The 26,712-nt window shown below is 68.3% G+C and carries 27 protein-coding genes and 2 tRNA genes; 25 read left to right on the top strand and 4 right to left on the bottom strand.

Going from position 1 to position 26,712, the window contains the following annotated elements; all coding sequences use genetic code 11:
- Positions 1 to 4: 4 nt before the first annotated feature.
- A complete protein-coding gene (gene rpmH / locus DKG74_RS08660) occupies positions 5 to 139 on the bottom strand; it encodes a 50S ribosomal protein L34 (protein WP_109904754.1) in 135 nt (44 codons plus the stop codon).
- Positions 140 to 483: 344 nt separating this feature from the next.
- Between rpmH and DKG74_RS08655 the strand changes: the two genes are divergently transcribed.
- The 3 genes from DKG74_RS08655 to DKG74_RS08645 all read left to right on the top strand — a co-directional run bounded on the left by DKG74_RS08655 (position 484) and on the right by DKG74_RS08645 (position 5,819).
- Positions 484 to 4,044, top strand: coding sequence for a calcium-binding protein (locus tag DKG74_RS08655; RefSeq protein ID WP_109904752.1), 3,561 nt, complete (start codon positions 484 to 486; stop codon positions 4,042 to 4,044).
- A gap of 105 nt (positions 4,045 to 4,149) precedes the next feature.
- Positions 4,150 to 4,788: a ParA family partition ATPase gene (gene parA / locus DKG74_RS08650; protein WP_109904750.1), complete on the top strand. Its 639-nt coding sequence runs from the start codon at positions 4,150 to 4,152 to the stop codon at positions 4,786 to 4,788.
- Positions 4,785 to 5,819: a P1 family peptidase gene (locus tag DKG74_RS08645; protein WP_207779299.1), complete on the top strand. Its 1,035-nt coding sequence runs from the start codon at positions 4,785 to 4,787 to the stop codon at positions 5,817 to 5,819. Before parA ends, DKG74_RS08645 begins: the two co-directional genes overlap by 4 nt.
- 42 nt (positions 5,820 to 5,861) lie before the next feature.
- On the opposite strand, the gene DKG74_RS08640 is transcribed toward DKG74_RS08645, so the two are convergent.
- On the bottom strand, positions 5,862 to 6,992 hold the full coding sequence (locus DKG74_RS08640; protein ID WP_243404070.1) for a hypothetical protein: 1,131 nt from the start codon (positions 6,990 to 6,992) through the stop codon (positions 5,862 to 5,864).
- Positions 6,993 to 7,330: 338 nt separating this feature from the next.
- On the opposite strand from DKG74_RS08640, the gene DKG74_RS08635 reads away from it, so the two are divergent.
- Positions 7,331 to 7,407: transfer RNA gene (locus tag DKG74_RS08635), tRNA-Arg, on the top strand.
- Between the two features lie 383 nt (positions 7,408 to 7,790).
- Here the strand turns inward: DKG74_RS08635 and DKG74_RS08630 are convergent.
- Positions 7,791 to 7,880, bottom strand: a tRNA-Ser gene (locus DKG74_RS08630).
- Positions 7,881 to 7,981: 101 nt separating this feature from the next.
- Between DKG74_RS08630 and DKG74_RS08625 the strand changes: the two genes are divergently transcribed.
- The 21 genes from DKG74_RS08625 (at position 7,982) to DKG74_RS08520 (ending at position 25,582) form a co-directional block, all read left to right on the top strand.
- Entirely contained in the window at positions 7,982 to 8,284 is a 303-nt protein-coding gene (locus DKG74_RS08625) for a DUF2293 domain-containing protein (protein WP_109904748.1), read from the top strand.
- Positions 8,285 to 8,339: 55 nt separating this feature from the next.
- Positions 8,340 to 9,119, top strand: a complete 780-nt coding sequence (locus tag DKG74_RS08620) for an FRG domain-containing protein (RefSeq protein WP_109904746.1) — start codon at positions 8,340 to 8,342, stop codon at positions 9,117 to 9,119.
- Between the two features lie 135 nt (positions 9,120 to 9,254).
- The gene (locus DKG74_RS08615) at positions 9,255 to 9,557 is read left to right on the top strand and encodes a hypothetical protein (protein WP_109904744.1); all 303 of its coding nucleotides are present in this window, start codon (positions 9,255 to 9,257) and stop codon (positions 9,555 to 9,557) included.
- A 152-nt stretch (positions 9,558 to 9,709) separates the two neighbouring features.
- Complete coding sequence (gene rplU / locus DKG74_RS08610; RefSeq protein WP_109904742.1) at positions 9,710 to 10,024, top strand: 50S ribosomal protein L21; 315 nt, start codon at positions 9,710 to 9,712, stop codon at positions 10,022 to 10,024.
- Between the two features lie 30 nt (positions 10,025 to 10,054).
- Positions 10,055 to 10,324 carry a 50S ribosomal protein L27 gene (rpmA, locus tag DKG74_RS08605; protein ID WP_109904740.1) on the top strand — a complete coding sequence of 90 codons (270 nt, stop codon included), beginning with the start codon at positions 10,055 to 10,057 and terminating at the stop codon, positions 10,322 to 10,324.
- Between the two features lie 108 nt (positions 10,325 to 10,432).
- The gene (obgE, locus tag DKG74_RS08600) at positions 10,433 to 11,497 is read left to right on the top strand and encodes a GTPase ObgE (RefSeq protein ID WP_109904738.1); all 1,065 of its coding nucleotides are present in this window, start codon (positions 10,433 to 10,435) and stop codon (positions 11,495 to 11,497) included.
- A 54-nt stretch (positions 11,498 to 11,551) separates the two neighbouring features.
- Positions 11,552 to 12,700: a glutamate 5-kinase gene (gene proB, locus DKG74_RS08595; protein WP_109904736.1), complete on the top strand. Its 1,149-nt coding sequence runs from the start codon at positions 11,552 to 11,554 to the stop codon at positions 12,698 to 12,700.
- Positions 12,701 to 12,704: 4 nt separating this feature from the next.
- A complete protein-coding gene (locus DKG74_RS08590) occupies positions 12,705 to 13,994 on the top strand; it encodes a glutamate-5-semialdehyde dehydrogenase (RefSeq protein ID WP_109904734.1) in 1,290 nt (429 codons plus the stop codon).
- Entirely contained in the window at positions 13,991 to 14,608 is a 618-nt protein-coding gene (locus DKG74_RS08585) for a nicotinate-nucleotide adenylyltransferase (protein WP_109904732.1), read from the top strand. The genes DKG74_RS08590 and DKG74_RS08585 overlap by 4 nt, the downstream gene beginning before the upstream one ends.
- 336 nt (positions 14,609 to 14,944) lie before the next feature.
- Positions 14,945 to 15,364, top strand: a complete 420-nt coding sequence (gene rsfS, locus DKG74_RS08575) for a ribosome silencing factor (RefSeq protein WP_243404069.1) — start codon at positions 14,945 to 14,947, stop codon at positions 15,362 to 15,364.
- Positions 15,365 to 15,383: 19 nt separating this feature from the next.
- Complete coding sequence (locus DKG74_RS08570) at positions 15,384 to 15,851, top strand: 23S rRNA (pseudouridine(1915)-N(3))-methyltransferase RlmH (protein ID WP_341475852.1); 468 nt, start codon at positions 15,384 to 15,386, stop codon at positions 15,849 to 15,851.
- Between the two features lie 40 nt (positions 15,852 to 15,891).
- Positions 15,892 to 17,487: a 2,3-bisphosphoglycerate-independent phosphoglycerate mutase gene (gene gpmI / locus DKG74_RS08565; RefSeq protein WP_109904728.1), complete on the top strand. Its 1,596-nt coding sequence runs from the start codon at positions 15,892 to 15,894 to the stop codon at positions 17,485 to 17,487.
- Positions 17,474 to 18,763 (top strand): murein hydrolase activator EnvC family protein, encoded by a 1,290-nt coding sequence (locus DKG74_RS08560; protein ID WP_109904726.1) that lies wholly within the window; start codon positions 17,474 to 17,476, stop codon positions 18,761 to 18,763. Before gpmI ends, DKG74_RS08560 begins: the two co-directional genes overlap by 14 nt.
- 5 nt (positions 18,764 to 18,768) lie before the next feature.
- Positions 18,769 to 20,067 carry a S41 family peptidase gene (locus tag DKG74_RS08555; RefSeq protein ID WP_207779298.1) on the top strand — a complete coding sequence of 433 codons (1,299 nt, stop codon included), beginning with the start codon at positions 18,769 to 18,771 and terminating at the stop codon, positions 20,065 to 20,067.
- A gap of 91 nt (positions 20,068 to 20,158) precedes the next feature.
- Positions 20,159 to 21,376, top strand: a complete 1,218-nt coding sequence (locus DKG74_RS08550; RefSeq protein WP_109904722.1) for a divergent polysaccharide deacetylase family protein — start codon at positions 20,159 to 20,161, stop codon at positions 21,374 to 21,376.
- 22 nt (positions 21,377 to 21,398) lie between these two features.
- Positions 21,399 to 21,896 carry an RNA pyrophosphohydrolase gene (locus DKG74_RS08545; protein ID WP_207779297.1) on the top strand — a complete coding sequence of 166 codons (498 nt, stop codon included), beginning with the start codon at positions 21,399 to 21,401 and terminating at the stop codon, positions 21,894 to 21,896.
- The gene (locus DKG74_RS08540) at positions 21,893 to 22,684 is read left to right on the top strand and encodes an alpha/beta hydrolase (protein ID WP_109904718.1); all 792 of its coding nucleotides are present in this window, start codon (positions 21,893 to 21,895) and stop codon (positions 22,682 to 22,684) included. Before DKG74_RS08545 ends, DKG74_RS08540 begins: the two co-directional genes overlap by 4 nt.
- On the top strand, positions 22,681 to 23,175 hold the full coding sequence (locus DKG74_RS08535) for a hypothetical protein (protein WP_109904716.1): 495 nt from the start codon (positions 22,681 to 22,683) through the stop codon (positions 23,173 to 23,175). Before DKG74_RS08540 ends, DKG74_RS08535 begins: the two co-directional genes overlap by 4 nt.
- A gap of 104 nt (positions 23,176 to 23,279) precedes the next feature.
- A complete protein-coding gene (locus tag DKG74_RS08530; protein WP_243404067.1) occupies positions 23,280 to 23,657 on the top strand; it encodes a YbaN family protein in 378 nt (125 codons plus the stop codon).
- A 109-nt stretch (positions 23,658 to 23,766) separates the two neighbouring features.
- Complete coding sequence (locus tag DKG74_RS08525; protein WP_109904712.1) at positions 23,767 to 24,756, top strand: fatty acid desaturase; 990 nt, start codon at positions 23,767 to 23,769, stop codon at positions 24,754 to 24,756.
- On the top strand, positions 24,749 to 25,582 hold the full coding sequence (locus DKG74_RS08520; protein WP_109904710.1) for a sugar phosphate isomerase/epimerase family protein: 834 nt from the start codon (positions 24,749 to 24,751) through the stop codon (positions 25,580 to 25,582). Before DKG74_RS08525 ends, DKG74_RS08520 begins: the two co-directional genes overlap by 8 nt.
- 113 nt (positions 25,583 to 25,695) lie before the next feature.
- On the opposite strand, the gene DKG74_RS21475 is transcribed toward DKG74_RS08520, so the two are convergent.
- Positions 25,696 to 26,670 carry a LysR family transcriptional regulator gene (locus tag DKG74_RS21475; protein ID WP_133251543.1) on the bottom strand — a complete coding sequence of 325 codons (975 nt, stop codon included), beginning with the start codon at positions 26,668 to 26,670 and terminating at the stop codon, positions 25,696 to 25,698.
- Between the last annotated feature and the right edge of the window lie 42 nt (positions 26,671 to 26,712).

The following is a 26,712-nucleotide window of genomic DNA, read 5'->3' as shown; positions in this document are numbered from 1 at the left end:
GCCGTCAGGCCGAAAGACGCTTGCGACCCTTGGCGCGACGGCGGGCGATCACCAGCCGGCCACCGACGGTCGACATGCGCGAACGGAAGCCATGACGGCGCTTGCGCACCAGGGCGCTGGGTTGATAGGTCCGCTTCACCGGATTACTCCATATATCATGGGCCGGCAGGGCACGCGGTCCGCGCCTTGCCGAAACGAGCCACGGTCTATAAGGGGGCTTGGCGCCGAAGTCAACCGGAGTCCCCGCCCCCGGACATTCGATGCGAATGTGACCAGGGTCACGCCCCGACGCCCCGCCCCCGGTTGCCGAGCGCCGCTCCCGGCATTACTTCTAACGTGCCGGCCGCAAGGGGGGAGCCCAGGGGCCGGCAGTATGCTTGGAGACCGTCCGTTTTCCGACCTGCCGCGCACGCGACAGTCAACGGGACTCCCTGCCTGTCGCAGGGCGGGCGCTCCAGATACCGCAAGATCGGGGAGAAGACGATGGCAGACATTCGCGGCACGACCTCGGCCGAAACGCTCGATGGCGCCGACGGCGTCACCAGCGGCGCCGACGATATCTACGGCCGGGGCGGCAACGACATCGTCTTCGGCTTCGGCGGCGACGATTTCATCGCCGACGGCGCGTGGAGCGGCGGCCCCGCCCGCGTCGCCTTCAACTTCGCCGCCCATGGCTTCAGCACCTGGAGCAGCGGCGGCAACGACGAATTCCACGGTGGCTCGGGCGACGATGAAATCTTCGGCGACGGCGGCGACGACAGATTGTTCGGCGACGGCGACGACGACATCCTGCACGGCGGCCTCGGCAACGACACGCTGGACGGCGGCTCGGGCAACGACATCCTGTTCGACGACGCCGGCAGCGAGACGATCCTCGGCGGCAGCGGCACCGACATCGTCCGCTACGACATCGCCGGCACCGGCGACGAGGAGCCGAGCGATTCGGAACCCCTGTTCCCCGTGGGCGTGAAGGGCGTCTTCGTCGACATGGAGGCCGGCCGTTCCGGCTTCGCCTTCACCAACAGCGCCAACAACCGCATCGCCGACGTCAGCTACAGCAGCGTCGAGATTTTCGAGATGGACGCGAGCCGCGCCCAGGCCGACGAATTCCGGGGCGACAACACGGCACAGACCGTGCGCGGCTTCGGCGGCGACGACATCCTCGAAGGCCGGGGCGGCGCGGACACGCTCGACGGCGGCGACGGCAACGACACGGCGAGCTACGAAAGCGCGCCCACCGGCGTATCGGTGTCGATCCGGACCGCCGACATCAACATCATCATCGGCAATTCCGACGAATTGGGCGACCGGCTGATCAGCATCGAGAATCTGACCGGCTCGGCGTTCGGCGATTTTCTCGGCGGCGGCGACGGCGCCAACATCCTGAAGGGCCTCGGCGGCAATGACGTGCTGGACGGCCGGGGCGGCGCCGACCGGCTGGACGGCGGCACCGGCACCGATACGGCCGATTACCAGATTTCGACCGCCGGCGTCACCATCTCGACCGACGGCAGCGCCGGCACTGGCGGCTTCGCCGAAGGCGACCGTCTGACCAGTGTCGAGAATGTCATCGGCTCGCGCTTCCGCGACATCATCAAGGGCGAGAGCAAGGCGGTCGCCAATGTCTTCGAGGGGCGGGACGGCAACGACGACCTGTTCGGCCTGGCCGGCGACGACACGCTGGCGGGCGGCCTCGGCATCAATCTGATCGACGGTGGCACGGGCACGGACACCGTCAGCTATCGCGACATCGCGGGGCCGGTCAGCGTCTCGCTGCAGGATTTCGGCAGCGGTGGCAATGCTTCCGCCTCGGGCCTGTCGGACACGATCTTCGGCATCGAGAATGTCGACGGCACCGAGGCCGGCGACTTCGTTCTGGCCGACGACAATGTGAACCGGCTGCGCGGCTTCGGCGGCGCGGACGACCTGCGCGGCAACGGCGGCGACGACGACATCCAGGGCGGCGACGGCGACGACATCCTGATGGGCGGCACCGGCGGCGACCGGCTGAATGGCGGGGTCGGCACCGACACGGCGACCTATCGCCTGTCGCAAAAGCCGGTTCATGTCGACCTTACCCTCGGCCAGGGCTTCACCGGCGAGGCCGCGGGCGACATCCTGACCAGCATCGAGAATCTGATCGGCTCGTCTCACGACGACCGTCTGATCGGCGACAAGGGTATCAACGAACTTTCCGGCCTCGGCGGCGACGACACGCTGATCGGCGGTGGCAGCAAGGACAAGCTGTCGGGCGGCGACGGTTTCGATACCGCGTCCTACGAGACGGCCGCCTTCGCCATCACGCTGAATCTGGCGACGCCGGCAGCCAATTCGGGCGACGCGGCGGGCGATACATTCTTCAGCATCGAACGCTGGGTCGGCTCGGCTTTCGCCGATGTCATGTCCGGCGACGATGCCGGCAACCGGTTCGACGGCGGCGCCAGCGGTGACACGCTGATCGGCCAGTCGGGCGACGACGTGCTGCACGGCGACGGCGGCGACGACCGGCTGGATGGCGGGCTGTGGAATGACCAGCTGTTCGGCGACGCGGGCGACGACACGCTGATCGGCGCGGGCGGCGCCGATGCACTCGACGGGGGCGACGGCACCGATACCGCGAGCTATGCCGGCGCGGCCTCGCGCATCGCCCTCGACATGAACGATGCCGGCTTTGGCCGGGGCGATGCGGCGGGCGACACCTTCGTCAGCGTCGAGATCATCGAGGGCACGGCGTTCGACGACGAAATCCGCGGCGCTGTGGATCAGGCCATGACCCTGCGCGGCGGGCGCGGCGCCGACACGCTGGTGGGCGGCAATCTCGCCGACACGCTGCAGGGCGGCGGCGAGAATGACGTGCTGATCGGCGGGATCGGCGGCGATACGCTCGACGGCGGCGACGGCTTCGACACCGCGTCTTACGAAAACTCGATCCGCAGCGTCGTCCTCGACCTGCGGACCGCGCCCGAGTTCACCAGCGGCGACGCGACCGGCGACAGTTTTGTCTCGATCGAGGCGTTCCGCGGTAGCCAGTTCATCGACATCTTCATCGGCGGCGATCAGGATCTCAGCTTCGAGGGCCTCGGCAGCAGCGACAATTTCATCGCCGGCGCCGGCCGGGAGAATTTCGACGGCGGCCAGGGCGCCGACCGGGCCAGCTATTTCCTGGCCACGGCCGGCATCACCCTCGATCTCGCCGACGGCAGCCTGAACACCGGCTTCGCCACCGGCGACACCTATCGCTCGATCGAGAGTTTCGTCGGCTCCGACTTCGCCGACACCCTGCGCGGCGGCGGGGACGGCGACACGCTGTCGGGCGGCGGAGATGCCGACCTGATGGACGGCCGCGGCGGCGACGACACGTTGCAGGGCGACGGCGGCGACGACGTGCTGGCCGGCGGCGCCGGGGCGGACACCCTGAACGGCGGCGATGGCGTCGACACCGCCAGCTATGCCGATTCGGCGGGTGTCACCGTTTCGCTCGACGGTGCGCGAGCGGGCACCGGCGACGCCGAAGGCGACACTTTCAGCGGGATCGAGAACATCCTCGGCTCGGCCACGGGGCGGAACGTCCTGCGCGGCGACGATGGGCGCAACGAGCTGATCGGCGGCGACGACATCGACAAGCTCGAAGGCCAGGGCGGCCAGGACACATTGCGCGGCGGGCGCGGCGACGATCGCCTGTTTGGCGGCGGCGAGAACGACACGCTGTTCGGCGGGCGCGGCAACGATACCCTGTCCGGTGGCTCGGGCCGCGATTTCCTGCGGGGCGAGGAAGGCGACGACACGTTGACCGGCGGCACCCAGCTCGACCGTTTCCTGTTCACCGCCCGGGACTTCGGCCACGACACCATCACCGACTGGGAGGACGGCATCGACCTCCTGCGCGTCACCGGCACCGTCGCCGACGACCTGTCGGATTTCGCCATCGCGGGCGATGGCACCACGGTGGTGACCCTGACCCTGCTGGCCGATCCGACCAGCGTGATCGAAATCCGCAGCGCCGCTGCCTTCACCATCGCGGCATCGGACTTCGAGTTCGTCTGACCGCGACTCCGTGTCCCCGGGGCGCCTGTTTCGCTTCTATCTCGTGACAGGGCGTCTTATCCTGCAACGCAACCAAGGGATATGGCGACGAATCGGGGGCACGACATGGCGAAGGTGGTGACGGTCGCGCAGCAGAAGGGCGGCGCCGGCAAGACGACGGTGGCGGCCCATCTCGCCGTCGCCCTGGCGGAAGCCGGGCACAGGGTCGTGGTGGTCGATACCGACCCGCAGCAGAGCCTGGCCGCCTGGGTGCGGGTGCGGGCGGCCTTCGGTGTCGGCAATGTCGCCATTCCGGTCAAGGCGGCACCCGGCTGGAAGGCCGGGACCGAGATCGACCGCGCCCGGCGCGAGGGTGACATCGTCGTGGTCGACAGCCCGCCCCACACGGAATCGACCGCCAAGACCGCGATCCGCGCCGCCGACCTGATGCTGGTGCCGATGCAGCTCTCGCCCATGGACATGTGGGCGACCAAGCCGACGCTCGATCTCGCCGGCACCAGCAAGGTGCCCTTCATGCTGGTGCTGAACCGCGTCTCGCCCCGCGGCAATCTGAACGAACAGGTGCTGCGCGAAATCGCCAAGGCCGGCTATCCGGTGGCGCTGTCCCGCCTCGGCAATCGTACCGCCTTCGCCGCCAGCCTGCTCGACGGTCTCGGCGTCACCGAGGCGCAGGGCAAGAGCCCGGCGGCCGAGGAAATCCGCGCCCTCGCCGCCGAGGTCGCCGAACGGCTCGGCGCGAAGTGAACGAACGCCTGGGCCCTGTCCCCGGCCCGCGCAACCTCATCACCGATGTGTCCGGCCTTCGGGTCGGCAACGCCGAAGACCTCGCGCGGCGCAGCGGCGTCACCGTGCTGCTGCCCGATCAACCCGCGGTGATGGCGGTCGATCAGCGCGGCGGCGCCCCCGGCACGCGCGAGACCGACAGTCTCGATCCGGTGAATTTCCTCAGCGATTTTCATGCCCTGGTGCTGTCCGGCGGCTCCGTCTTCGGGCTCGGCGCGGCGGACGGGGTGACGGCCGCGCTCTCGGCCGCCGGTATCGGCATCGAGATCGGCAGCGCGCCCATGCGGGTGCCCGTGGTGCCCTCCGCGATCCTGTTCGACCTCGGCAATGGCGGCGACAAGGCCTGGGGACTGGAACCACCCTATCGCCGGCTGGGCGTGGACGCGCTGCGTGCCGTCGGGCTCGATTTCGCCCTCGGCAATGCGGGCGCGGGTTATGGCGCGGTCTGCGGCAGGCTGAAGGGCGGGCTCGGTTCCGCCTCCGTCGTCGTCGACGGCATCGAGGTCGGGGCGCTGGTCGCGGTCAATGCCGTCGGCAGCGCGCTGATGCCGGGCAGTCCGGTGTTCTGGGCGCACCCCTTTGAATGGGGCGACGAATTCGGCGGCCGCAAGCCCGGCCGGGCCGAGGCCGTGCGCCCGCCCGACTACGATCTGCCCGCTGACGGCAAGGTGGTGATGGGCGGCCACACCACCATCGCCATCGTCGCCACCAATGTCAGCCTGGACAAGGCGCAGGCCAAGCGTTTCGCCATGCAGGCGCAGGACGGACTGGCCCGAGCGCTGCGCCCCGCTCACACGCCCTTCGACGGCGACACGGTCTTCGCCGTTTCGACCGGGCGCCGGCCGCTCGATGCCCCCCCGGCCCTTGCCATCGCGCGGCTGGGCCATCTGGCGGCGGATTGCCTGGCCCGGGCGGTGGCGCGCGGCGTCTACGAAGCGGCAAGCCTCGGCGAACTGCGGTCATATCGGGACAGCTGGGGTCCGTCGGAATAGTCGGGAGATGCAGCAGCCCGGCGCGGAAGCGCCGGGGCAGGATCAGCGGATATAGAGCCGGACTTCCGGCACCGCGGCATCGGCGCTCGTGGTGGCCGCGACCGAGACACGGTCGGACGGCAGCCCCATGTCGGTCAGGGTGCGCAGCACGCCCTGGGCGTTCTGCTTCGACTTGTTCTGATTCATCGCGACTTCCGACGCGCTGCCGCCGGCGGGGCTGACCGCGACCAGATCGAAGCCGGTCTGCGGCCGCTGCTCCAGCACCTTGGAGACGGCGGTATAGAGCGCCTGCTGATAGGCGACACCCGGCTGGTCGAAACGGATCACGACGAGCGGCCGGCGGTCATCCAGCACCGCCTCGGCGGCCGGGGGCGCCTCGTAGAAGGTCGGCGTCGCGGACACCCGGCTGGGCGTGAAGGTGCGCGTCGCGATCGAATCGCCATAAAGCTCGCCGTTCTTGATCGCGAGGGCGAGGGTGGTCAGATTCGAGCGCTCGCCCGAGACATAGACGGTCTGGCGCGAAATCTGGTCCGACAGCGCGGTCATCAGCCGGTCGATGCGGACGAGCAGACGCGAAGTATCGTCTTCGATCAGGTTGAGGGCGATGCGGTCCTGGTCGATACCACCCGACAGACCAAGGGCGGCGCGGGTCGAATCGAGCAGATAGGCCGCCGAAGTCGAGGACGAGGACACCTGGCTGGCCAGCTGACCGAGGGCGGTCACATTGCCCGTGACATTGTCCAGCTCGCGCTGGGCCTGGTTCCACTGCTGGACCAGCAGCGGGTTGCCCGGGGTCGTGCCGAGCTGCAGCCGCGCCTGCACCGCGGCGACGACGCCGTGATAGGCCTCGGAGGAGCGCACGGTCTGCGACAGCAGGGCGTTGTAATTCTGCTGCTGCGCATCGACGGCGGATTTCAGGCGGCCGAGATCGCTCTGCAGCTGTTCGACCTTGCGGCCGACGATGGTTCCGGTCGAGGTGATCTCGAAATCGCTCGGCAGGCCGGTATTGCCGACGGGCGGCGTCGGCGCGAACCACGAGCAACCGCCGAGGGCGACGGCGGAAAGCACGAGCGCGGCCACGGGACGGAAGCGACTGCGCCGCACCTGCGAAAGCAAGGACGCGGCCGCGGGGCGCACGGCAAAATCAACGGCACGTTCGGTCGCGAAAGCCATCCCGGTTCACTCGTTCTCCAACAGCCGGGCTGCTGCCAACCTAGTCCGGCCAGGCGCCGAATCGGAAAAACCCGCGCACCCAGCCCGACCGCACCCTTAGCAGCCCCCTCAAGCCGGGAGCGATACTAGCCACAAGGGCCATGGGGCGACAAGCGCCGAAAACCGAAAGATTCCATATCGTTGCCATTAAGTCGCGCCCTCGTCTGGCCACACCGCCCGGCGAGCGACACAGGGGCGCCGCGACGGCCACAAAATTCCCGAAAATTCCCTGTTGCAAGCCCTGCCCCCTTCGGCTAGCTTCCCGGCCTCCGAAGCGGCCACGCCGCATGATGGACAGCGCGCCCGTAGCTCAGCTGGATAGAGCATCAGACTACGAATCTGAGGGTCAGGAGTTCGAATCTCTTCGGGCGCGCCAATCATCCCTTTGCCAATCATACCTTTGAAAGCAATGCGTTAGCGCCGACGATCCGAATCGTCCGGGACGGCGTGGCTTGACCCGCGAGCCCGGCTCACGCCTTCGGTCTCGCTCAATGGCCAGCCCCCTGAACCGACAGCGTCAGCCGGCCGCAAGGCCGATGTGATGCCGACCTTCGCGATACCCACGCCGGACGCAGTCGCCATATCCGAGCCTGCAGGCACCGTCCCTTTTGTCCGGGACGGCCCGCACCTTCATTCCATCGGGCTTCATTACATGGCAGACCGGGCGGCCCGACCTGACGCCGACGAGGCGCCGCTTGCGGTCACACCCTGCGCGGCGCCTTTCAGGAAGGCCGAAACCGCAAAACGATCAAGGGGAAGTGGCGGAGAGGGTGGGATTCGAACCCACGGTACCCGCGAAGGTACAACGGTTTTCGAGACCGCCCCGATCGACCACTCTGGCACCTCTCCGCGAGACATCGGGTCGTCAAGGCGGGGAGAGATAGCCGAGGACAGTGCCGGTTGCAAAGGGTTTTTTGTAGGCTGGCGACGGGCTTGGCGGGAGGCATCGGGTGAAACGGGCGGAGGCGATCGGGCGGGCGCTGGATATCGAGGCCCCGGCCCTGCCGGCGAAGGACCGAACGGCGGTGATCGACCGGGCGCTGGGCTCGCGCCAGATGGCCCATGCCCCGGCGCCGGTCGCCGCCTGGGCGGCGCTGGTCGCCTATGCCCGCCACGGCTTTTCCGATTACGATGCCCTGCTGGCCGAGGGCTACGACCGCGAGGCCGCCCGCCACTTCACGGCCGAGGCGGTCGCCGCCGTGCTGTCCGGCTGGGGCTGCCGTAATCCGCTGCCGACCGGCATTTCCGATTGAAGCCCCTCCACGGGGTTGGTTTACTTTCCGGCGATGCAATCATTCGGGGTAAGACGTGCCCGACCCTTCGAGAGATGCCAAGTTTGAAGCCGCGCAGCATTGGCGCCAGTTTCTCGAATGGGTGGACGCGCATAGCGGCGACCCATGGCTGTTCCGGGGACATTCCAACAAGGCTTATGAACTGAAGCCCTCCATCGGCCGGGGGAAGGCGAAGGAACGGCGGCTGGAAATCGAGGCCCTGGTCGGCGGCGACGCTGAAAAACGCACGCTCTTGCAGGAGGAGCAGTCGCTGTTCCTCGAGTTCCGCCGGCTCAGCCATCTCTTCGACGACGGCAGACCCAAGGACGATTGGGCCTGGCTCGCGCTCGCACAGCACCACGGTCTGCCGACCCGATTGCTGGACTGGACGAGCAATCCCCTGATCGCCTGTTATTTCGCGATCGAGCCCTCGACGGAGTCCCGGGACTTCCCGGGTGAGGTCGTCGCGCTGTCGAAGATCGGCATCCCGCAGATCGACGCATCGCACGCGCAGTCAAGCCCCTTCGGCATCGACCACGATGTCGCGCTTCTCTCCCCTTCCATAGCGGCGCCCCGCCTTTCGGCGCAGCGAGGCTTTTTCACCATCCATCGCGACCCGTTCATGCCCTGGAGCCCAAAGAATCCGCCGGAAAAATTTCAAATACCGAGTGCCATGAAGCCTTTTTTCCAACGGCGACTGCACTATATCGGCATTGATCGGGCGGTGATCTATTGTGATCTCGATGCGTTGTGCCATACTCTTCGCTGGCGTCATGAGCGGGGCATAGGCCTCGGTTCAGGGAGCGGGCTCATTTGATGGTGGTGCGCTGAATCGCACCTGTCGTTGCGAAAGGCTGGCAGTCGGATGGCGATGAACAGCGCCTTGCGCAATACGGCAGGTCCAGAGGATCCCAGGTCTTTGGTTCGGCGGGCCGTTACCGATATCGAGCGAATGGCCAATCTGCCGGACTGGAAGGATAAGCTGGACACGCTGTCCAGCCGCACCGAAACGCGCGTGATCGAACCAGTCTATGTCACGATGGCGAACGATGGCGAGCGCTTCATCGCCACGGCCAATGTCCATGTGGTGCTCAACTTCGACCCCGCGCCCGGCGCGGAGCGGAGGGATCCCATCGCGTTGTCCGACACCATCCCGGCCGTTTTCACCGGCACTGTCGACAAAGCCAACAACGTCAGCGTCAAGCGGGCGCTGTTCCGCACCGAAGACTTCGACGCGCTGTCCAAGGCCCGCTGATCAGGCGTTGACTCCCCCATCTTCATCGCTATAGTGCGCCGTCTCGCGGTGGGCAGGCGTCCGCCGTGGTTTTAACTTATGGGCTCCAGTCGGGCCCCTGCCGCGGAAGACGGCAGCAGGCGGAATAGCCTGTGCAAGAAGGACTGGGTCGAATGTTTGCGGTTATCAAGACCGGCGGCAAGCAGTACAAGGTCGTCGAGAACGAAGTCATCACCGTCGAACGCCTCGAAGGCGAAGCCGGTGCCTCCCTGTCGCTGGACCAGGTTCTGATGGTCGGCGAGGGCGAGAATGTCACCATCGGCGCGCCCACGGTCGCCGGTGCCACGGTCACCGCCGAGATCGTCGGCCAGGCCCGCGGCCCGAAGCTGATCGTCTTCAAGAAGCGTCGCCGCCAGAATTCGCGCCGCAAGAACGGCCATCGCCAGGACCTGACCGTCCTGAAGATCACCAGCATCGCCGTCGCCTGATCGCGCGGTTACGAGAGATAGGAGCAAACCATGGCTCATAAAAAAGCAGGCGGCTCGTCCCGTAACGGTCGCGATTCGGACGGCCGTCGCCTCGGGGTCAAGAAGTTCGGCGGCGAAGCCGTGATCCCCGGCAACATCATCATCCGTCAGCGCGGCACCAAGTTCCATCCCGGCGCCAACGTCGGCCTCGGCAAGGATCACACGATCTTCGCGCTGGTCGTCGGCAAGGTGAAGTTTGCCATCGGCAAGCTGGGCCGGACCTATGTCTCGGTCGAAGAACTCCCGGTGGCGGCGGAGTAATCTGCCGCGCCCCTGCCGCGGCCCGCAAGGACCCGCGGCGATGAAGCGGGAATTGACGGGTCCGGCGTGATCGCGCCGGGCCCGTTTCCTTTTTCAGGTTTACCCACGATGAAATTCCTCGATTACGCCAAGATTTATGTGAAGAGCGGCAGCGGCGGCGCCGGCTGCGTCTCGTTCCGGCGCGAGAAATTCATCGAGTTCGGCGGCCCGGACGGCGGCGACGGCGGGCGCGGCGGCGACGTCGTGATCGAATGCGTGCAGAACCTGAACACCCTGCTCGACTATCGCTACCAGCAGCACTTCAAGGCCGGCACCGGCATCCATGGCATGGGCAAGGACCGCCACGGCGCGGCCGGCGCCGACATCGTGCTGAAAGTGCCGATGGGCACCCAGATCCTCGACGAGGACGAAGAGGAAATCCTCTACGATTTCACCAAGGCGGGCGAGAAGATCGTCCTCGCCAAGGGCGGCAACGGCGGCTTCGGCAATGCCCATTTCAAGGGCCCCGGCAATCAGGCGCCGCGCCATGCCAATCCCGGCCAGCCCGGGATCGAGATGACCGTCATCCTGCGCCTGAAGCTGATCGCCGACGCCGGGCTGATCGGCCTGCCCAATGCCGGCAAGTCGACCTTCCTCGCCGCGACCTCGCGCGCCCGGCCCAAGATCGCCGATTACCCCTTCACCACGCTGAAGCCCCAATTGGGCGTCGTCGCGGTCGATGGCGATGAATTCGTGCTCGCCGACCTGCCGGGCCTCATCGAGGGCGCGTCGGAAGGCGTCGGCCTCGGCGCCCAGTTCCTTGCGCATGTCGAGCGTTGCAACGTGCTGATCCACCTCGTTGACGGCACGCAGGAAGACCCGCAGGCAGCCTATCGCATGATCCGGCGCGAACTGCGCCACTATGGCGAGGGGCTGATCGAGAAGCCCGAGATCATCGCCCTCAACAAATGCGACGCCCTGTCGCCCGAGGAGATCGAGGCAAAGGCCGGCGCCATCGCCCGTTCCGCCCGGAAATCGCGGAAGGCGATCCACATTATTTCCGGCCAGACCGGCCAGGGCATCACCGATCTGCTGCGCACCGCCATCGCGCCCATCCACGAGCAGCGCGCGCAGGAAGCCCTGGAAGCCCGCCCCGACCATGTCCCCGGCAAGCCCGAGGTGTGGCGACCGTGACGCACGGCAAGGACTGAACCCTTACCCGTGTCATCCCGCCTCCGGGGCAGCGTCATGAGCATCGTCGAAACCAATCCCCTTTCCAGCCGCGACCGCCTGCAGGCGGCCGGGCGCATCGTCGTCAAGATCGGCTCGGCCCTGCTGGTCGATCAGGCCAGCGGCAAGCTGCGCCGCCAATGGCTGGAAGGTATCGCCGCCGACGTCGCCGCGATCAAGGCGCGCGGCCAGGATGTCGTCATCGTCTCTTCCGGAGCGATAGCCCTCGGCCGGCGCCATCTCGGCCTGCCCAAGGGCGTGCTGAAACTCGAGGAAAAGCAGGCGGCGGCCGCCGTCGGCCAGATTCGCCTGAGCCATGCCTGGCAGGATGTGCTGGGCGAACACGGCCTGACCACGGCGCAGATCCTGCTGACCCTCGACGATACCGAGAGCCGGCGGCGTTATCTGAACGGCCGCAGCACCATGGCGACCCTGCTGCGCCTCGGCGCCGTCCCCGTGATCAACGAGAACGACACGGTCGCCACCTCGGAAATCCGCTATGGCGACAACGACCGGCTGGCGGCCCGGGTGGCCGAACTCGCCACCGCCGACTGCCTGGTCCTTCTTTCCGACATCGACGGCCTTTATACCGCCAACCCGAACACCGATCCGAGCGCGCGCCGGCTCGATGTCGTCACCGGCATCACGCCCGAGATCGAGGCGATGGCGGGCGAGCCGGTCTCCGGCGTCGGCACCGGCGGCATGATCACCAAGGTCGAGGCGGCGCGCGTCGCGCTGGCCGCCGGCTGTTCCATGGTGATCTGCGCAGGCCAGGTCGAGCGGCCGATTTCCGCGCTGGAGAGCGGTGCCAACTGCACCTGGTTCCTCGCCGACCGCAGCCCGCGCCAGGCGCGCAAGATGTGGATCGGCGGCAGCCTTGGCCCCAAGGGCCGGCTGGTGGTCGACGAAGGCGCGGCGCGTGCCCTCGCCCAAGGCAAGAGCCTGCTGCCGGCGGGTGTCCGCGCGGTCGAGGGCGAGTTCAGCCGGGGCGATGCCGTGATGGTGGTCGGCCCGGAGGGACGGGCGCTGGGCCGGGGCCTGATCGCTTACGGCGCCGAGGACGCGCGCGCCATCGCCGGGCACAAATCCGGTGAAATCGAGCATATCCTCGGCTACCGTGGCCGGGACGAGATGATCCACCGCGACGATCTCGCGATCGACGGATAGAAAAATGCGCGACGCAACCGCCGAAAAGACCGAAACCGCCCTCGACGCCGCAAGCCTCGTCACCGACATGGCGAAGCGCGCCCGCGCCGCCGCCCGCGTGCTGGCCAGCCTGAACGCGGAGGCGCGCACCGCCGCGCTGCGCGCCGGGGCCGCCGCCATCCGCGCCGCCGCCCCTGCCATTCTCGCCGCCAATGCGATCGACATGGAACGCGGCCGGTCCCTGGGCCTGACCCATGCCCTGCTCGACCGCCTGATGCTGAACGAGGCCCGGATCGAGGGCATCGCCGCCGGGGTCGAGGCGGTCGCCGGGATCGCCGATCCGGTGAATACCGTGGCCGCCGAATGGGAGCGGCCGAATGGCCTGCGCATCCAGCAGGTGCGGGTGCCCATCGGCGTCATCGGCATCGTCTATGAAAGCCGGCCCAATGTGACGGCGGATGCCGGCGCGCTCTGTGTCCGTTCGGGCAATGCCGTCATCCTGCGCGGCGGCTCGGAGGCGCTGAATTCGTCGCGCGCCATTCATGCCGCCTTTGTCGCGGGGCTGGCCTCGGCTGGTGTTCCGGCGGACGCGGTCCAGCTGGTGCCGGTGGCCGACCGCGCGGCCGTGGGCGCCATGCTGACGGCGCAGGGGCTGATCGACGTGATCGTGCCGCGCGGCGGCAAGTCGCTGGTCGCGCGCGTGCAGTCCGACGCGCGGGTGCCCGTGCTCGCCCATCTCGACGGCAACAACCATGTCTATGTCGACGGCGGCGCCGATCCCGAAAAGGCGCTGACCATCGTGCGCAATGCCAAGCTGCGCCGCACCGGCGTCTGCGGCGCGGCCGAGACCGTGCTGGTGGACGAGGCCGCGAAGGACCAGCTCGCCCCGCTCGCCCGGATGCTGCTCGACGCCGGCTGCGAAGTCCGGGGCGACGCGGCGACCCAAGGTGTCGACCCCCGGGTGAAGCCGGCGGCGGAGGCCGACTGGGACACGGAATATCTCGAGCCCATCGTCGCCATGAAGCTGGTGCATGGTGTTAGCGACGCCATCGCCCATATCGAGCGCCACGGCAGCCATCACACCGACGCCATCGTGACCGAGGACGCGGCGGCGGCCGAAGCCTTCCTGTCCGGGGTCGATTCCGCCATCGTCGCCCTCAATGCCTCGACCCAATTCGCCGATGGCGGCGAATTCGGCTTCGGGGCGGAGATCGGCATCGCCACCGGCCGGCTGCACGCCCGCGGCCCGGTCGGCGCCGAACAGCTGACCACGATGAAATATCTGGTGCGCGGCACGGGCCAGATCCGACCTTGAGCCTCGGCCGTCTGAAGATCGCGGGGGAAGCGCGGGGCCTTGCCATTGGCCTGTTCGGCGGCTCGTTCAATCCCGCCCATGACGGGCACCGGGACCTGAGCCTCGCCGCGCTGCGCCATCTCGGCCTCGACCGGGTGTGGTGGCTGGTCTCGCCGCAGAACCCGCTGAAATCGGCGGCGGACATGGCGCCGCTGGCCGCCCGTCTCGCCTCGGCCGGGGCCATCGCCCGCCACCCCAGGGTGCTGGTGACCGATATCGAGACGCGGCTGGGCACAGTCTATACCGCCCAGACCATCCGGGCCCTGCGGAAGCGTTTCCCGAGGGCGCGTTTCGTCTGGCTGATGGGGGCGGATAATCTCGCCACCATTCATCGCTGGCGCGACTGGCGGCGCATCTTCGGCGATGTCGCCGTTGCCGTCTTCGACCGGCCTACCTATTCTCTGGCGGCATTGGGCGGCCCGGCCGCGCATCGCTTCGCCGCCGTGCGGCGCGGCGGCAACGCCCGCCGCCATTTGAAATACGACCGGCCCCCGGCCTGGGCCTTCGTGACCATGAAACTGAACCCCGCATCCGCCACCGCCCTGCGCGCCGCCGCACGGGCCGCGGATCTCTAGGAGGACCCGACCCTGGCTCCGCGCAAGAAAACCGTCGAGGACGCGATCATCGCCGCCCCCGCCGAAGACACCGCACCCAAGAAGAAACCGGCCAAGCGCCTGAAGGCGGCCGAAGCCGAAGCGGCGCCCGCCGCCGAGGAAAAGCCGAAGCGCAGCCGCGCCAAAAAGGCCGAAGCCGCCGCCCCGCTCGAAGCCGAGGCCGAGGCCCCGGCGGAAAAGCCGAAGCGCGTCCGCGCCAAAAAGGCCGATGCGGCGCCCGAGCCCGAGGCGGAAGCCCCGGCCGAGAAGCCGAAGCGCATCCGCGTCCGCAAGACCGCCCCGGCCGAGACCGAGGCGGTGCTGATCGCCGTCGACATGGAAGCCGAGCGCAAGAAGCCGAAGTCGCGGGCGAAGAAGAAGCCGGCCCCGGCCAGCGATGCCGCCCGCGCCCTGCTCGACCTCGTCGTGAAGACGCTGGACGACAACAAGGCGGAAGAAATCCTGAGCATCGACCTCGCCGGCAAGTCGTCCATCGCCGATTACATGGTGATCGCCAACGGCCGTTCGGGCCGTCAGGTGACCGCCCTCGCCGATTACGTCGTCAAGGCGGTGGACGAGGCGAAGCTGGGCCCCTGCCGGACCGAGGGCAAGTCGGCCGGCGACTGGGTGCTGATCGACGCGGGCGATGTCATCGTCCATCTGTTCCGGCCGGAAGTCCGCGATTTCTACAAGCTGGAGAAGATGTGGCAGGCGGATTTCCGCCCCGGCGAAGAGTGATCGCCGGCGACGACCGAAGATGCTGGGCCTGAGACTGTCCATCCTCGCGGTCGGGCGGTTCGGGGCCAAGGACCCGGAACGCCTGCTGTTCGAGACCTATTCGGCGCGGCTGAAACCCGCCATCGAGCTGGTCGAGGTCGAGGAGAAGCGCATGGCGGGCGCCGCCCGCCAGAAGCGCGAGGGCGAATTGCTGCTGGCGGCCGTGCCCCCCGGCGCGGCCATCGTCGCCATGGACGGACGGGGCGAGGTGCTGTCGTCCGAAGCCCTGGCGGGCAAGCTGGAGCGTTTCCGCGATCAGGGCGCCGGGAAAGTGGCTTTCCTGATCGGCGGCGCCGACGGGCACGACGAGAATATTCGCAAGAAGGCGGCCTTCTGCTATTCCTTCGGCCCTGCGACATGGCCCCACCTGATGGTCCGTGCGATGCTTGCAGAGCAGCTATACCGCGCCGCCACCATCATCGACGGGCATCCATATCACCGGGCGTGAGTTATTTGTTAAGTCCTGATCGTTACCAAGGTTCCCCGCCATGACCGACGCAACCCTTTCCGTGATCCCGCAGAAGCCGGTGGTGCTGTGCATCCTCGATGGCTGGGGCTGGCGCGAGGGCGGGGACGACAATGCGATCGCGAAGGCGAAGACGCCGAACTACAGCCGCCTGCTCGAAACCTGCCCGCACAGCCTGATCCGCACCTCCGGCCTGTCGGTCGGCCTGCCGGAAGGCCAGATGGGCAATTCCGAGGTCGGCCACATGAATCTGGGCGGCGGCCGCGTCGTCATGCAGGATCTGCCGCGCATCGACCAGGCGGTGTCCGACGGCACGCTGGCCGAGAATGCCGTGCTGCTGAAGGCGATCGAGGCGACCAAGGCCAAAGGCGGCGCCCTGCATATTCTCGGCCTCTTGTCGCCCGGCGGCGTCCATTCCCATCAGGACCACATGGCCGCGCTGGTCCGCATCGCCTCGGGCCATGGCCTGAAGGTCATCGTCCACGGCTTCCTCGACGGGCGCGACACGCCGCCCAAGAGCGCGCTCGAGTTCCTCGCCGATTTCGAGGCTTCCCTCGATGGCGTGCCGGACTGGAGCATGGGCACCGTCTCGGGCCGCTATTTCGCCATGGACCGCGACAAGCGCTGGGACCGCGTCGGCCTCGCGTTCAAGGCCATGGTCGAGGCCGAGGGTGTCGCCGCCGCCAGCGCGCGGGCGGCCATCGAAGCCTCCTATGCCGAGGGCGTGACCGACGAATTCGTGAAGCCGGCCGCCATCGGCCATTATCGCGGGATGCACGATGGCGATGGCCTGATCATGGCCAATTTCCGCGCCGACCGGGCGCGTGAAATCCTCGTCGCCCTGCTCGATCCCCATTTCGACGGTTTCCCCCGGGCGCGCCTGCCGCAGTTCGCGGGCATCGCCGGCATGGTCGAATATTCCAGCCAGCTGAACGGCTTTGTGCCGGCCATCTTCCCGGCTGAGCGGGTGGAAGACCCGCTGGGCGCCGTGGTCGCCAAGGCCGGCAAGACCCAGCTGCGCATCGCCGAGACCGAGAAATACGCCCATGTCACCTTCTTCTTCAACGGCGGCGAAGAAACGGTGTTCGAGGGCGAGGATCGCATCCTGATCAACAGCCCCAAGGTCGCGACCTATGACCTCGCCCCGGCGATGTCGGCCCGGGAAGTGACCGACCGGCTGGTCGAGGCGATCGCCGGCAAGACTTACGACCTCATCGTCGTCAATTTCGCCAATCCCGACATGGTCGGCCACACCGGCATCATGGACGCGGCGATCCAGGCGGTCGAAACCATCGACGCCTGCCTCGGCCGGCTGACGGCGGCGGTCGAGGCGGCCGGCGGCGTCATGCTGGTCACCGCCGACCACGGCAATATCGAACAGATGGTCGACCCGGAAACCCATGGCGCCTATACCGCCCACACCACCAATCTGGTGCCGGCTTTCCTGTTCAATGCGCGGAGCGAGGTCGCCCTCGGCGACGGCCGGCTGGCCGATATCGCCCCCACCCTGCTGCCCTTCCTCGGTCTGCCGCAGCCCGCGGCGATGACCGGGAACAGCCTGCTGGTGCCGGCCCAGGCCGACGCCGCAGCCCTGCCCGAACGCCGTGCCCGCGCCTAAGGCCGGCCTGACCCTCGCCCTTGCCCTGACCCTGGCGGCCGGCCCCTGCGCCACCGCCCTCGGTCAGGACGCCAGCCCGGACGACCTGCGCGCCGTCCAGTCGGAACTGGAGGCCGCGCGCAAGCGTCAGGCCGAAGTCGCGGGCGAGCGTGCCCGCCTGACCGACGAGGTCGCCACGCTGAAGGCCCAGCTCGTCCAGCGCGCCGCCACCCTGCGCCAGCAGGAGGCCGACGCCGACGCGATCGAGCGTCGGCTGGCGGAACTCGGCGCCTCGGAGGCCGAGAAGCTGGCCGCCCTGTCGGATCGCCGCGCCGCCCTGTCGCGCCTGCTGGGCGCCCTCACCCGCCTGTCGCGCCGGCCCCCCGTCCTCCTGATGGCGCGGCGCCAGACTGCGGTCGAACTGGCCCATACCGGCACCGTGCTGCGCGATCTGGTGCCCGAGCTGCGCAGCCGCGCCGTCACCCTGAGCCGCGATCTCGCCTCGCTGACCGCGCTGCGCGCCCGCCTCGCCACCGACCGGGTGCGGCTGGGCGCCACCCTCGCCTCGCTCGCGGACGAGCGGGTGGAAATCGACCGGCTGCTGGCGAAAAAGGCCGAGGACAGCAAGCGCCTCGACACATTGGTCGAGGCCGAGACGAAACGGGTCGACCAGCTGGCGGCCAAGGCGAAATCGGTCGAGGACCTGCTGGCCGCGGTCGAGAAGGCGCGGCGCGAGCGTGAGGCCGCCGCCGCCGCCGCCGAAGCCGAGCGCGCGGCGGCGCAAGAGGCGGAACAGGCCGCGGCGTCGAAGCCCGGGCAGGTCGCCGCCGTCACCGCCGAACCGGCGACCCCGGCGGCGCCCGCGCGGCCCGCGGTCATGGCCCGCTTTTCCAGCCTGAAGGGCAAGCTGGCCTGGCCGGCGGCGGGCGAGATCACCACCCGGTTCGGCGACCGCCAGGCCAATGGCCTGACCTCGCGCGGGTTCCGCATCGCGACCAGGCCCGATGCGCAGGTCACGGCGCCCGCGGCGGCGGATGTCGCCTTCGCCGGAGTGTTTTCGGGTTACGGGCAGCTCTTGATCCTGTCGCAAGGCGACGGGTATCATCTGCTGCTTGCGGGGATGGCACGGATCGACGTGACGGTCGGTCAGAAGGTTTTGGCGGGCGAACCGGTCGGTCAGATGGAAAGCGCCCGTGACGGCGCCCGGCCGGTGTTGTATGTCGAGCTGAGGCACGACGGAGAGCCGGTGGATCTGACCCCCTGGCTGATATCCGGTGCGACTAGGGTAAGCGGATGATGCGAATGAATCGAGCAGTCGTGGCCTTCCTCGCCTTTGCGACGGGTGCAGCCATTCCCATGTGCGTGCAGGCCGGCTCCGCCGAGACCTATCGTCAGCTGAACCTGTTCGGCGACGTCTACGAACGGGTCAAGAGCGACTATGTCGACGAAGTGACCGACGAGAAGCTGGTGGAAGCCGCGATCAACGGGATGCTCGCCTCGCTCGACCCGCACTCCAGCTACATGAACGCCAAGGCCTTCGGCGACATGCAGGTGCAGACCCGCGGCGAATTCGGCGGCCTCGGCATCGAGGTCACGATGGAAAACGGCTTCGTCAAGGTGGTGACGCCGATCGACGAGACCCCCGCTTCCCGCGCGGGCCTCAAGACCGGCGACTATATCGTCTCGCTCGACGGCAAGGACGTGCTCGGCCTCACGCTGCAGGAAGCGGTCGAGAAGATGCGCGGGCCCGTGGATTCCAAGATCGTCATCTCGGTCAAGCGCGAAGGCATCGCCAAGCCCTTCGACCTGACCCTGACCCGCGCCGTGATCAAGATCCGCGCCGTCCGCTCGCGCCGCGAGGGCGACGTGATCTATGTCCGCGTCACCCAGTTCAACGAACAGGTCGACGCCGGGGTGAAGAAGGCCATCGCCGATCTGTCCAAGGAAATCGGCCCGGACAAGGTCAAGGGCGTCGTCCTTGACCTGCGCAACAATCCGGGCGGCCTGCTCGACCAGGCCATCGCGATTTCCGACGAATTCCTCGACCGGGGCGAAATCGTCTCGACACGGGGGCGCAAGCCCGACGACGTCTCGCGCTACAGCGCCACCCAGGGCGACCTGATGGCCGGCAAGCCGGTCGTCGTCCTGATCAACGGCGGCTCGGCCTCGGCCTCGGAAATCGTCGCGGGCGCCCTGCAGGACCACAAGCGGGCCCTGATCATGGGCACCCGGTCGTTCGGCAAGGGCTCGGTCCAGACCATCATCCCGCTGCCCAACCAGGGCGCCCTGCGCCTGACCACGGCCCGCTATTACACGCCGTCGGGTCGTTCGATCCAGGCCAAGGGCATCGAGCCGGACAAGCAGGTGCTCCAGCCCCTGCCCGACGGCGCCAAGCCCGAGGACGTGCCGCAGATGCGCTCGGAAGCGGATCTGCCCAACCACCTGCAGGGTGACAGCGAGGGCAACGGGGCCGGCGGCGCGACCGAGGCGCCGCGCAGCGCCGAGGAAATCCCGGAAGACCGGGCCAAGGACGTGCAGCTCGACCAGGCGCTCGCCCAGATCGCCACGCTGAAGGTGGTCGACGGCAAGATCGCCAACTGACGGCGCCGCGGTGAACCCGGAGCAGGATCGCCCGGCGGCACCGCCCGCCGCAGATCGCCCGGTATCGGGAGCGCCGTCGCGGCGGCCCGCCGTGCTGCCGCTGGCGGTCATGCTCGCGGTGGCCGCGATCGGCGGGCTGATTGCCTGGGCCGCGGTCACCGGGAGCGACGGCCCGGGCGGCGGCGTCATCGTCGCCCTGCCCCCCGCCCCGAAGGCCGAAGCCGCCGCCGAGGCGGAGCCGGCAGTCGCCGTTCCCCACGCCGCGCCCGCCCCCGAACAGGTGCTGCCGCCGCCCGAGCCGGTCGCGGCGCCAGCAGTTCCGCCCCCGCCGGCGGAGGCCCCTGTCCAGCACGACGGGCAGGGCGTTGCGCCTGCGCCCGAGGCTGTTCCGGCCCCCGCCCCCCAACCCGCAAGCACCGAGCCGGCCCCCGCGCCCGTGGCGCCGTCCACCGATGCCGGGGACGCCCCGGTATCGGCCCCGGCGGCTTCGCCCGGCGGCATTGCCCTGGCGCCCGCGCCCGATCCCGCCCTGGTGGAAAACGGCCGTGACGGTCTGCTGCCTGTCGTCGGGCCTGATGGGCGCCAGCCCTGGCAGGTCTATGCGCGGCCCTTCGGCGACAAGACCGCCCGGCCGCGCATCGCGATCATCGTCGCCGGTCTCGGTCTCAAGGAATCGACCTCCGCCGAGGCGATCGACAAGCTGCCGCCCGATGTCACCCTGGCCTTCACGCCCTATGCCCGGAATCTCGACGAATGGTCGGCGCGGGCCCGGGCCGGCGGCCACGAATTGCTGATCCAGGTGCCGATGGAGCCGGTCGATTTCCCGACCAGCGATCCCGGCCCCAAGGCGCTGATGACGAATCTGTCCGCGGCCGACAACCGCTCGCGCCTCGAATGGACGCTGGCGCGCACCACGGGTTATGTCGGCGTCATGACCTATATGGGCTCGCGCTACACCGCCGACGCCGGGGCCGTTCAGGCAACCGCGACGCTGCTGAAGGCGCGCGGGCTGATGATCGTCGACAGCCGCACCGCCGAGCAGTCGGCCATTCCCGCCGTCGCCGGCCACATGGGCCTGCCGCGCGCCGTCGCCACCCGCTTCATCGACGCGACGCCGACCCGTGCGGCCGTCGATGCCCGCCTCGCCGAGCTGGAGCGTTTCGCGCGGCAGAACGGCGCCGCCATCGGCATTGCCTCCGACTATCCTGGCTCGATCGAGCGTATCGCCAGCTGGGCCGCCGGGCTGGAGGCGCGCGGCCTCGTCCTCGCCCCGGCTTCGGCGCTGGCCGACACGATCGCCACCGAATGACCCGCCCGCCCCACCTTTCCGTATGCCGAGTAACATGATGGATATCAACGCCCTGCCCTATCGCCCCTGCGTCGGGATCATGCTGATCAATCCCGCGGGTCTCGTCTTTGTCGGGCAGCGGATCGACAATCTGGTCGAGGCCTGGCAGATGCCCCAGGGCGGCATCGACGACGGCGAGGAGCCGCAAACCGCCGCCATGCGCGAGCTGGGCGAGGAAATCGGCACCGAGAAGGCGGAAATCATCGCGGAATCGGCGGGCTGGCTGAATTACGACCTGCCGCTCGAGCTGATCCCCAAGGTGTGGAAGGGTCGCTACCGCGGGCAGCGCCAGAAGTGGTACGCCATGCGCTTCCTCGGCACCGACGCCGACATCAACATCGCGACCAGCCACCCGGAATTCGCCGCCTGGCGCTGGGTCGAGCATCATCAATTGCCCGACCTGATCGTGCCGTTCAAACGCGACCTCTATCAGGAGATCGTCGCCGAATTCGCCCCGCTGTTCGGGGGGGCGGCGCGATGAGCGGCGACAAGGGCCACATGGTCCTGATCCACGGCGCCTTCACCGGCGGCTGGGCCATGGCCTGCTGGGCCGAGGCGATGACCGCCGCCGGCTGGACCTGCCACACGCCCAATCTGCTTCATCACGACACGCCGGCGCACGGCCGGCCGCATCCGGACCTCGGCCGCACCAGCCTCGTCGACTATGCCGACGACCTGGCCCGGCTGATCCGGACGCTGCCGGACAAGCCGGTGATCGTCGGCCATTCGATGGGCGGGTTGATCGCCCAGATGCTGGCCGGGCGCGGCCTCGCCCGGGCGGCGGTGCTGCTGGCCCCCAGCCCGCCCTGGGGTGTCATTCCGTCGACCGATTTCGAGATTCTGTCGGCGGTCGGCATGGTCGCCACCCTCGGCGTGTTCTGGGACGGGCCGATCCATCCCGTCTACCGCGTCGCCGCCGACCATACGCTGAACCGCCTCCCGCGCGAGGAACGGCGCCAGATCTTCTCGCGCTTCGTGCCCGAATCGGGTCGCGCGGTGTTCGAGATCATGCATTCGACCTGGGATATGCGCCGGGCCAGCCGGGTCGAGCCCTGGACGGTGAAATGCCCGGTGCTGGCCCTCGCCGGCAGCGCCGACAAGGTGAACTCCGCCCGCACGGTCAAGCGCATCGCCGACCGCTACCGCGACACCGAGGGCAAGACCGCCTTCCGGCTCTACGATGGGTTCAGCCACTGGATGGTCTCGGAACCGGGCTGGGAAGAGATGGCGGCCGATGCCTCGGCCTGGCTGGACCGGGTGCTGCCTTGAGGATTGCCCTCGCCGCGCTCGCCCTGCTTGTCCTGTCCCCCGCCGCGTTGGCGGCGGAGACGGCGCCGCCCCCCAATATCGCCTCGCCGACCCCGGCGGAGGACGAATTGCCCCCCGGCGTCGCCAATGACGTCGCGGTGCCGGGCGAACTCGACGGCAGCTGGCGCATCGTGCTCGACGACGGCGGCGACATGCCGCTGGTCGCCCTCGACATCACCCATGGCGCGGACGAGCCGCGCGCGGCCGGCGTCTTCACCGCCCTGCCCGGCCTCTGTCCCGATCCCGCCACCGCCTGCGACTGGGACGGCGTCACCGCCGAGATCACCGATATCGTGCTGGTCGACGGCGGCCTGATCATCAGCTTCAACCCGAGCGCCGATGTCGCCGACGAACAGGTCTTCCACCTGAAGCCGGTCGGCGACGGCTCGTGGCGCGGCACGCTGGAGGGTCAGCCGCCGCGCCGCGTCTTGATGCGGCGCCCGCCCGAATAGCCCGGGTGATCGGCACAAGCTGTAACGCTTGGCCTGCGGGCGGGTTTATGGTCCAGTCCAGCGATAGCGGCCGGCGGCCGGTGCGACGATCGACGGTGACGGGTATGGACAGCGCAAGGCGCGGCTTTTTCCTGGTGCTCGGGCTCGTGATGACGGGGCTCGCGGTGCTGGGCGCCTTTCTGCCGGTGATGCCGACCACCATCTTCCTCATTCTCGCCGCGGCCTGTTTCGCCCGCTCCTCGCCCCGGCTCGAAGCCTGGCTGATGGATCACCCGCGCTTCGGCCCCACTTTACGCGACTGGCGACGCTATGGCGCCATCTCGCGCCGGGGCAAGACCTTCGCCCTGTCGGGCATGGCCGTCGGCTATGGCGTGTTCCTGATCGGCAGCCGGCCGGGCCTGTGGCTGGCGGCGGGGGTCGGCGCCTTGATGCTGGCCTGCGCCTTCTATGTCGCCAGCCGGCCGGCGCCGCCTGCGCTGTGATTGGTTCAGTTTTTACTCAAGTGACATTATCGGCGTTCGGATTTCCACAGGCGGCGCGCTGAAGGATCATTCTGGCATTGTTCCAGTTCGAGCCAGGAGTTCCGGCGCCATGGATGAAGTCTTCGTTCGCAAAACCCTGATCAAGCCGGCGCGGCTGCACGCATTGTCCCAACGCTCCGACGGCATCGGCGCGCTTCAGCTGGGCAGCCATGTCGCCGCGATCCTCGCCACCGGCTGGCTGCTGTCGCAGACTTGGGGCAGCTGGTGGGCGGTTCCCGCCTTCCTGATCCACGGCGCCCTGCTCAACTTTCTTTATGCCGGCCAGCACGAGCTGTCGCACTGGACCGTGTTCAAGACGCGCAGCCTGAACGAGATCTTCGGCCGGCTCACCGGTTTCGTCCTGCTGTACCCGCGCGATTTCGACCAGATCCAGCACACCGCCCATCACCGCCACACCCAGGACTGGGAAAAGGATGGCGAGCTGGTGCGCGGGCCCTATTCCCTGTTCGGCTATCTGATGTGGTTTCTCGGGCCGAGCTACTGGTATTCGCGCATCTCGCGCATCGTCCGCTTCTGCTTCGGCATCGTGATCGAGCCCTATATCCCCGAAATCCGCCGCAAGGACGTGATCCTCGAGGCGCGGCTGCACATGCTCGGCTACCTCGTCATTGCCGCCGTCTCGGTCTGGTTCGGCAGCTGGGCCGCCGTGCAATACTGGCTGGCGCCGCTGCTGCTGACCAAATGGGCGCATCAGCTGCAGAACACCATCGAGCACCTTGGCCTGTCGCACGAGCAGAACATCCTGACCAACACCCGCTCGACCCGCACCAACGCCCTGCTGCGCTGGGTCTGCTGGAACATGCAGTATCACACCGCCCATCATGCCTTCCCGGGCGTGCCGTTCTGGAAGCTGAAGCAGCTGCACGCCGAGATTTTCGACGGCAACGGCATCAAGCCCTATTCCATGACCTATCTCGGCTTCCAGTGGCAGGTGATGAAGAAACTGGCCGGCCATACCGAAGCCGATTATCCGATGGACCGCCCCTGGATCGTCGACCACACCAACCGCGAAGACGCCAAGGTGACGGCCAATGCCTGAGCTGGCCGTCTATCAGGCCCTGTGGGCGACCGAGCTGCGCCTGCCGGGCGTGCCCGAGACCCCGGTGGGCGAGCGTTTCGATGCCGTGAAGGCGGCGGGCTACGAGGGCATGGCCATCGACCTCGGCGCCCTCACCCTCGAACAGGCGAAGGAGACGGTGCCGCATTTCGCGCGCACCGGCCTCGGCGGGCTGCTGACCGCCTTTCCGAAGTCGATCGAGGATCTGCGCCCGGCGCTGCACCTCGCCAAGGACATCGGCGCGCCCTTCGTCGTCGTCGTCGGTCAGGTGATGCCGGTTTCGGTCGACGGCATGATCCCGGTCATCCGCGACTGGCTGCGCCTCGCCGCCGAGGAAGGCGTGCCCCTGCAGTTCGAGACGCACCGCAACTGCATCACCAACGACATGTTCGCGACCCTGCAACTGCTCGACGCGATCCCCGAGATGCGCCTCGCCGCCGACCTGTCGCACTATGTCGTCGGGCGGGAGATGACGTTCCCGCTCTATGGCGAATATCACGGCCAGATCACCCGCCTGCTCGCCCGATCCGACTCGTTCCAGGGCCGCATCGCCAGCCGCTGTCAGGTCCAGCTACCGGTGCAGTTCCCGCAGACGAAGCCCTGGCTCGATCTCTTCCTCGGCTGGTGGAAGGAAGGCTTCCGCCTGTGGAAACAGCGCGCGGGCGCGGACGAGCGGCTGATCTTCCTGTGCGAACTCGGCCCCCGCGACTATGCGATCACCGGGGCGGACGGGCTCGAACTCTCGGACCGGGCGGAGGATGCCCTGATCCTGCGCGACCACGCCCGCCGCCTGTTCGCCGAGGCGTGAGCGGAGACTTACTCGTGTCAAGACTCCGGCCTTCGCCGGAGTGACGACTTCTGAAAAAAAGCGTCATCCCGGCGCAGGCCGGGATCTCGTGCCGGCAAGGGCGCCTTCCGCCCCTAGACCAGCTGACCGAGCTTGGTCACCTCCATCCGCTTGGCCTTCTCGAAATGGCTGAGCAGGATGGAGAGGAAGGCCGAGCCGGCCGCGCTTTGCCGCGTCGATTTCTTGAACATCACATAGAAAGTGTTCTCGGTCCGGAAATGCTCCGGCATCACTTCCACCAGTTCGCCGCTCTCGATCCAGGGATCGGCGAAATGAGGCGGCAGGAAGCCGAGGAACGCGCCCGAGAGCACGAGAAGGATGCGGCAGTCGATATTGCTCGCCTTGGCATCCTTGGGAAAGCCGGCGACCACGGCGCCGAAGCCCGGGTCCTCGGTCACGCCGGGCATGACCAGCCGATGCTGCCGCACCTCGTCCGGCGTCAGGCCCGCCAGCCCGCGCTGGGCGAGTTCGTGGCCCCGGCTGCAATAGAGGCGCAATTCCTCGCGGAACAGCGGGATCATCTCGATCGAGGCGATTTCCCGCGGCACGACCGAGACGCCGAGATCGGCCTCGCCTTCCAGGATGCCCTGTTCGACCCCGGCCGGGGTCGCCGATTCCATGGTGATTTCCACCTTGGGATGGCGGCGGACGAATTCGGCGATGGCCCGGGTCATCGGCCCCGCCGCGACCGAAACGAGATTATCGACCAGCAACAGCGAGACCCGGCCGGTCAGGGCCTTGACAGCGGTCGCCACCCGGTCGCGAAATTTCTCGACGTCGTTGAACAGCTGGAGCGAGGCGAGATAGACGATCTGTCCTTCGTCGGTCAGACGAAAGCCGGCCCGGCCGCGCACGCAGAGTTTCGTGCCCATGCGCTGCTCGAGATGGCCGATGTCGAGACTGATGGCCGATTTCGACTTGTTCAGGGCAACCTCCGCCGCCGTGAAACCGCCGTTTTCGACCACGGTGCGGAAGACCCGCAAAAGGCGCAGATCGCCGTCGGAAATCGCCCCGCGGAAGACCTGCTGGGTCCGCGCGGCGGTGGTCATCTTCTTCAGTTTCGACTCCACTTAACTAAAGGTTTGGTTTTC

Source organism: Zavarzinia aquatilis, assembly GCF_003173035.1.
Taxonomy (GTDB): domain Bacteria; phylum Pseudomonadota; class Alphaproteobacteria; order Zavarziniales; family Zavarziniaceae; genus Zavarzinia; species Zavarzinia aquatilis.
The sequence above is the reverse complement of the archived record's forward strand: the minus strand, read 5'-3'. Positions and strand labels throughout refer to the sequence as shown.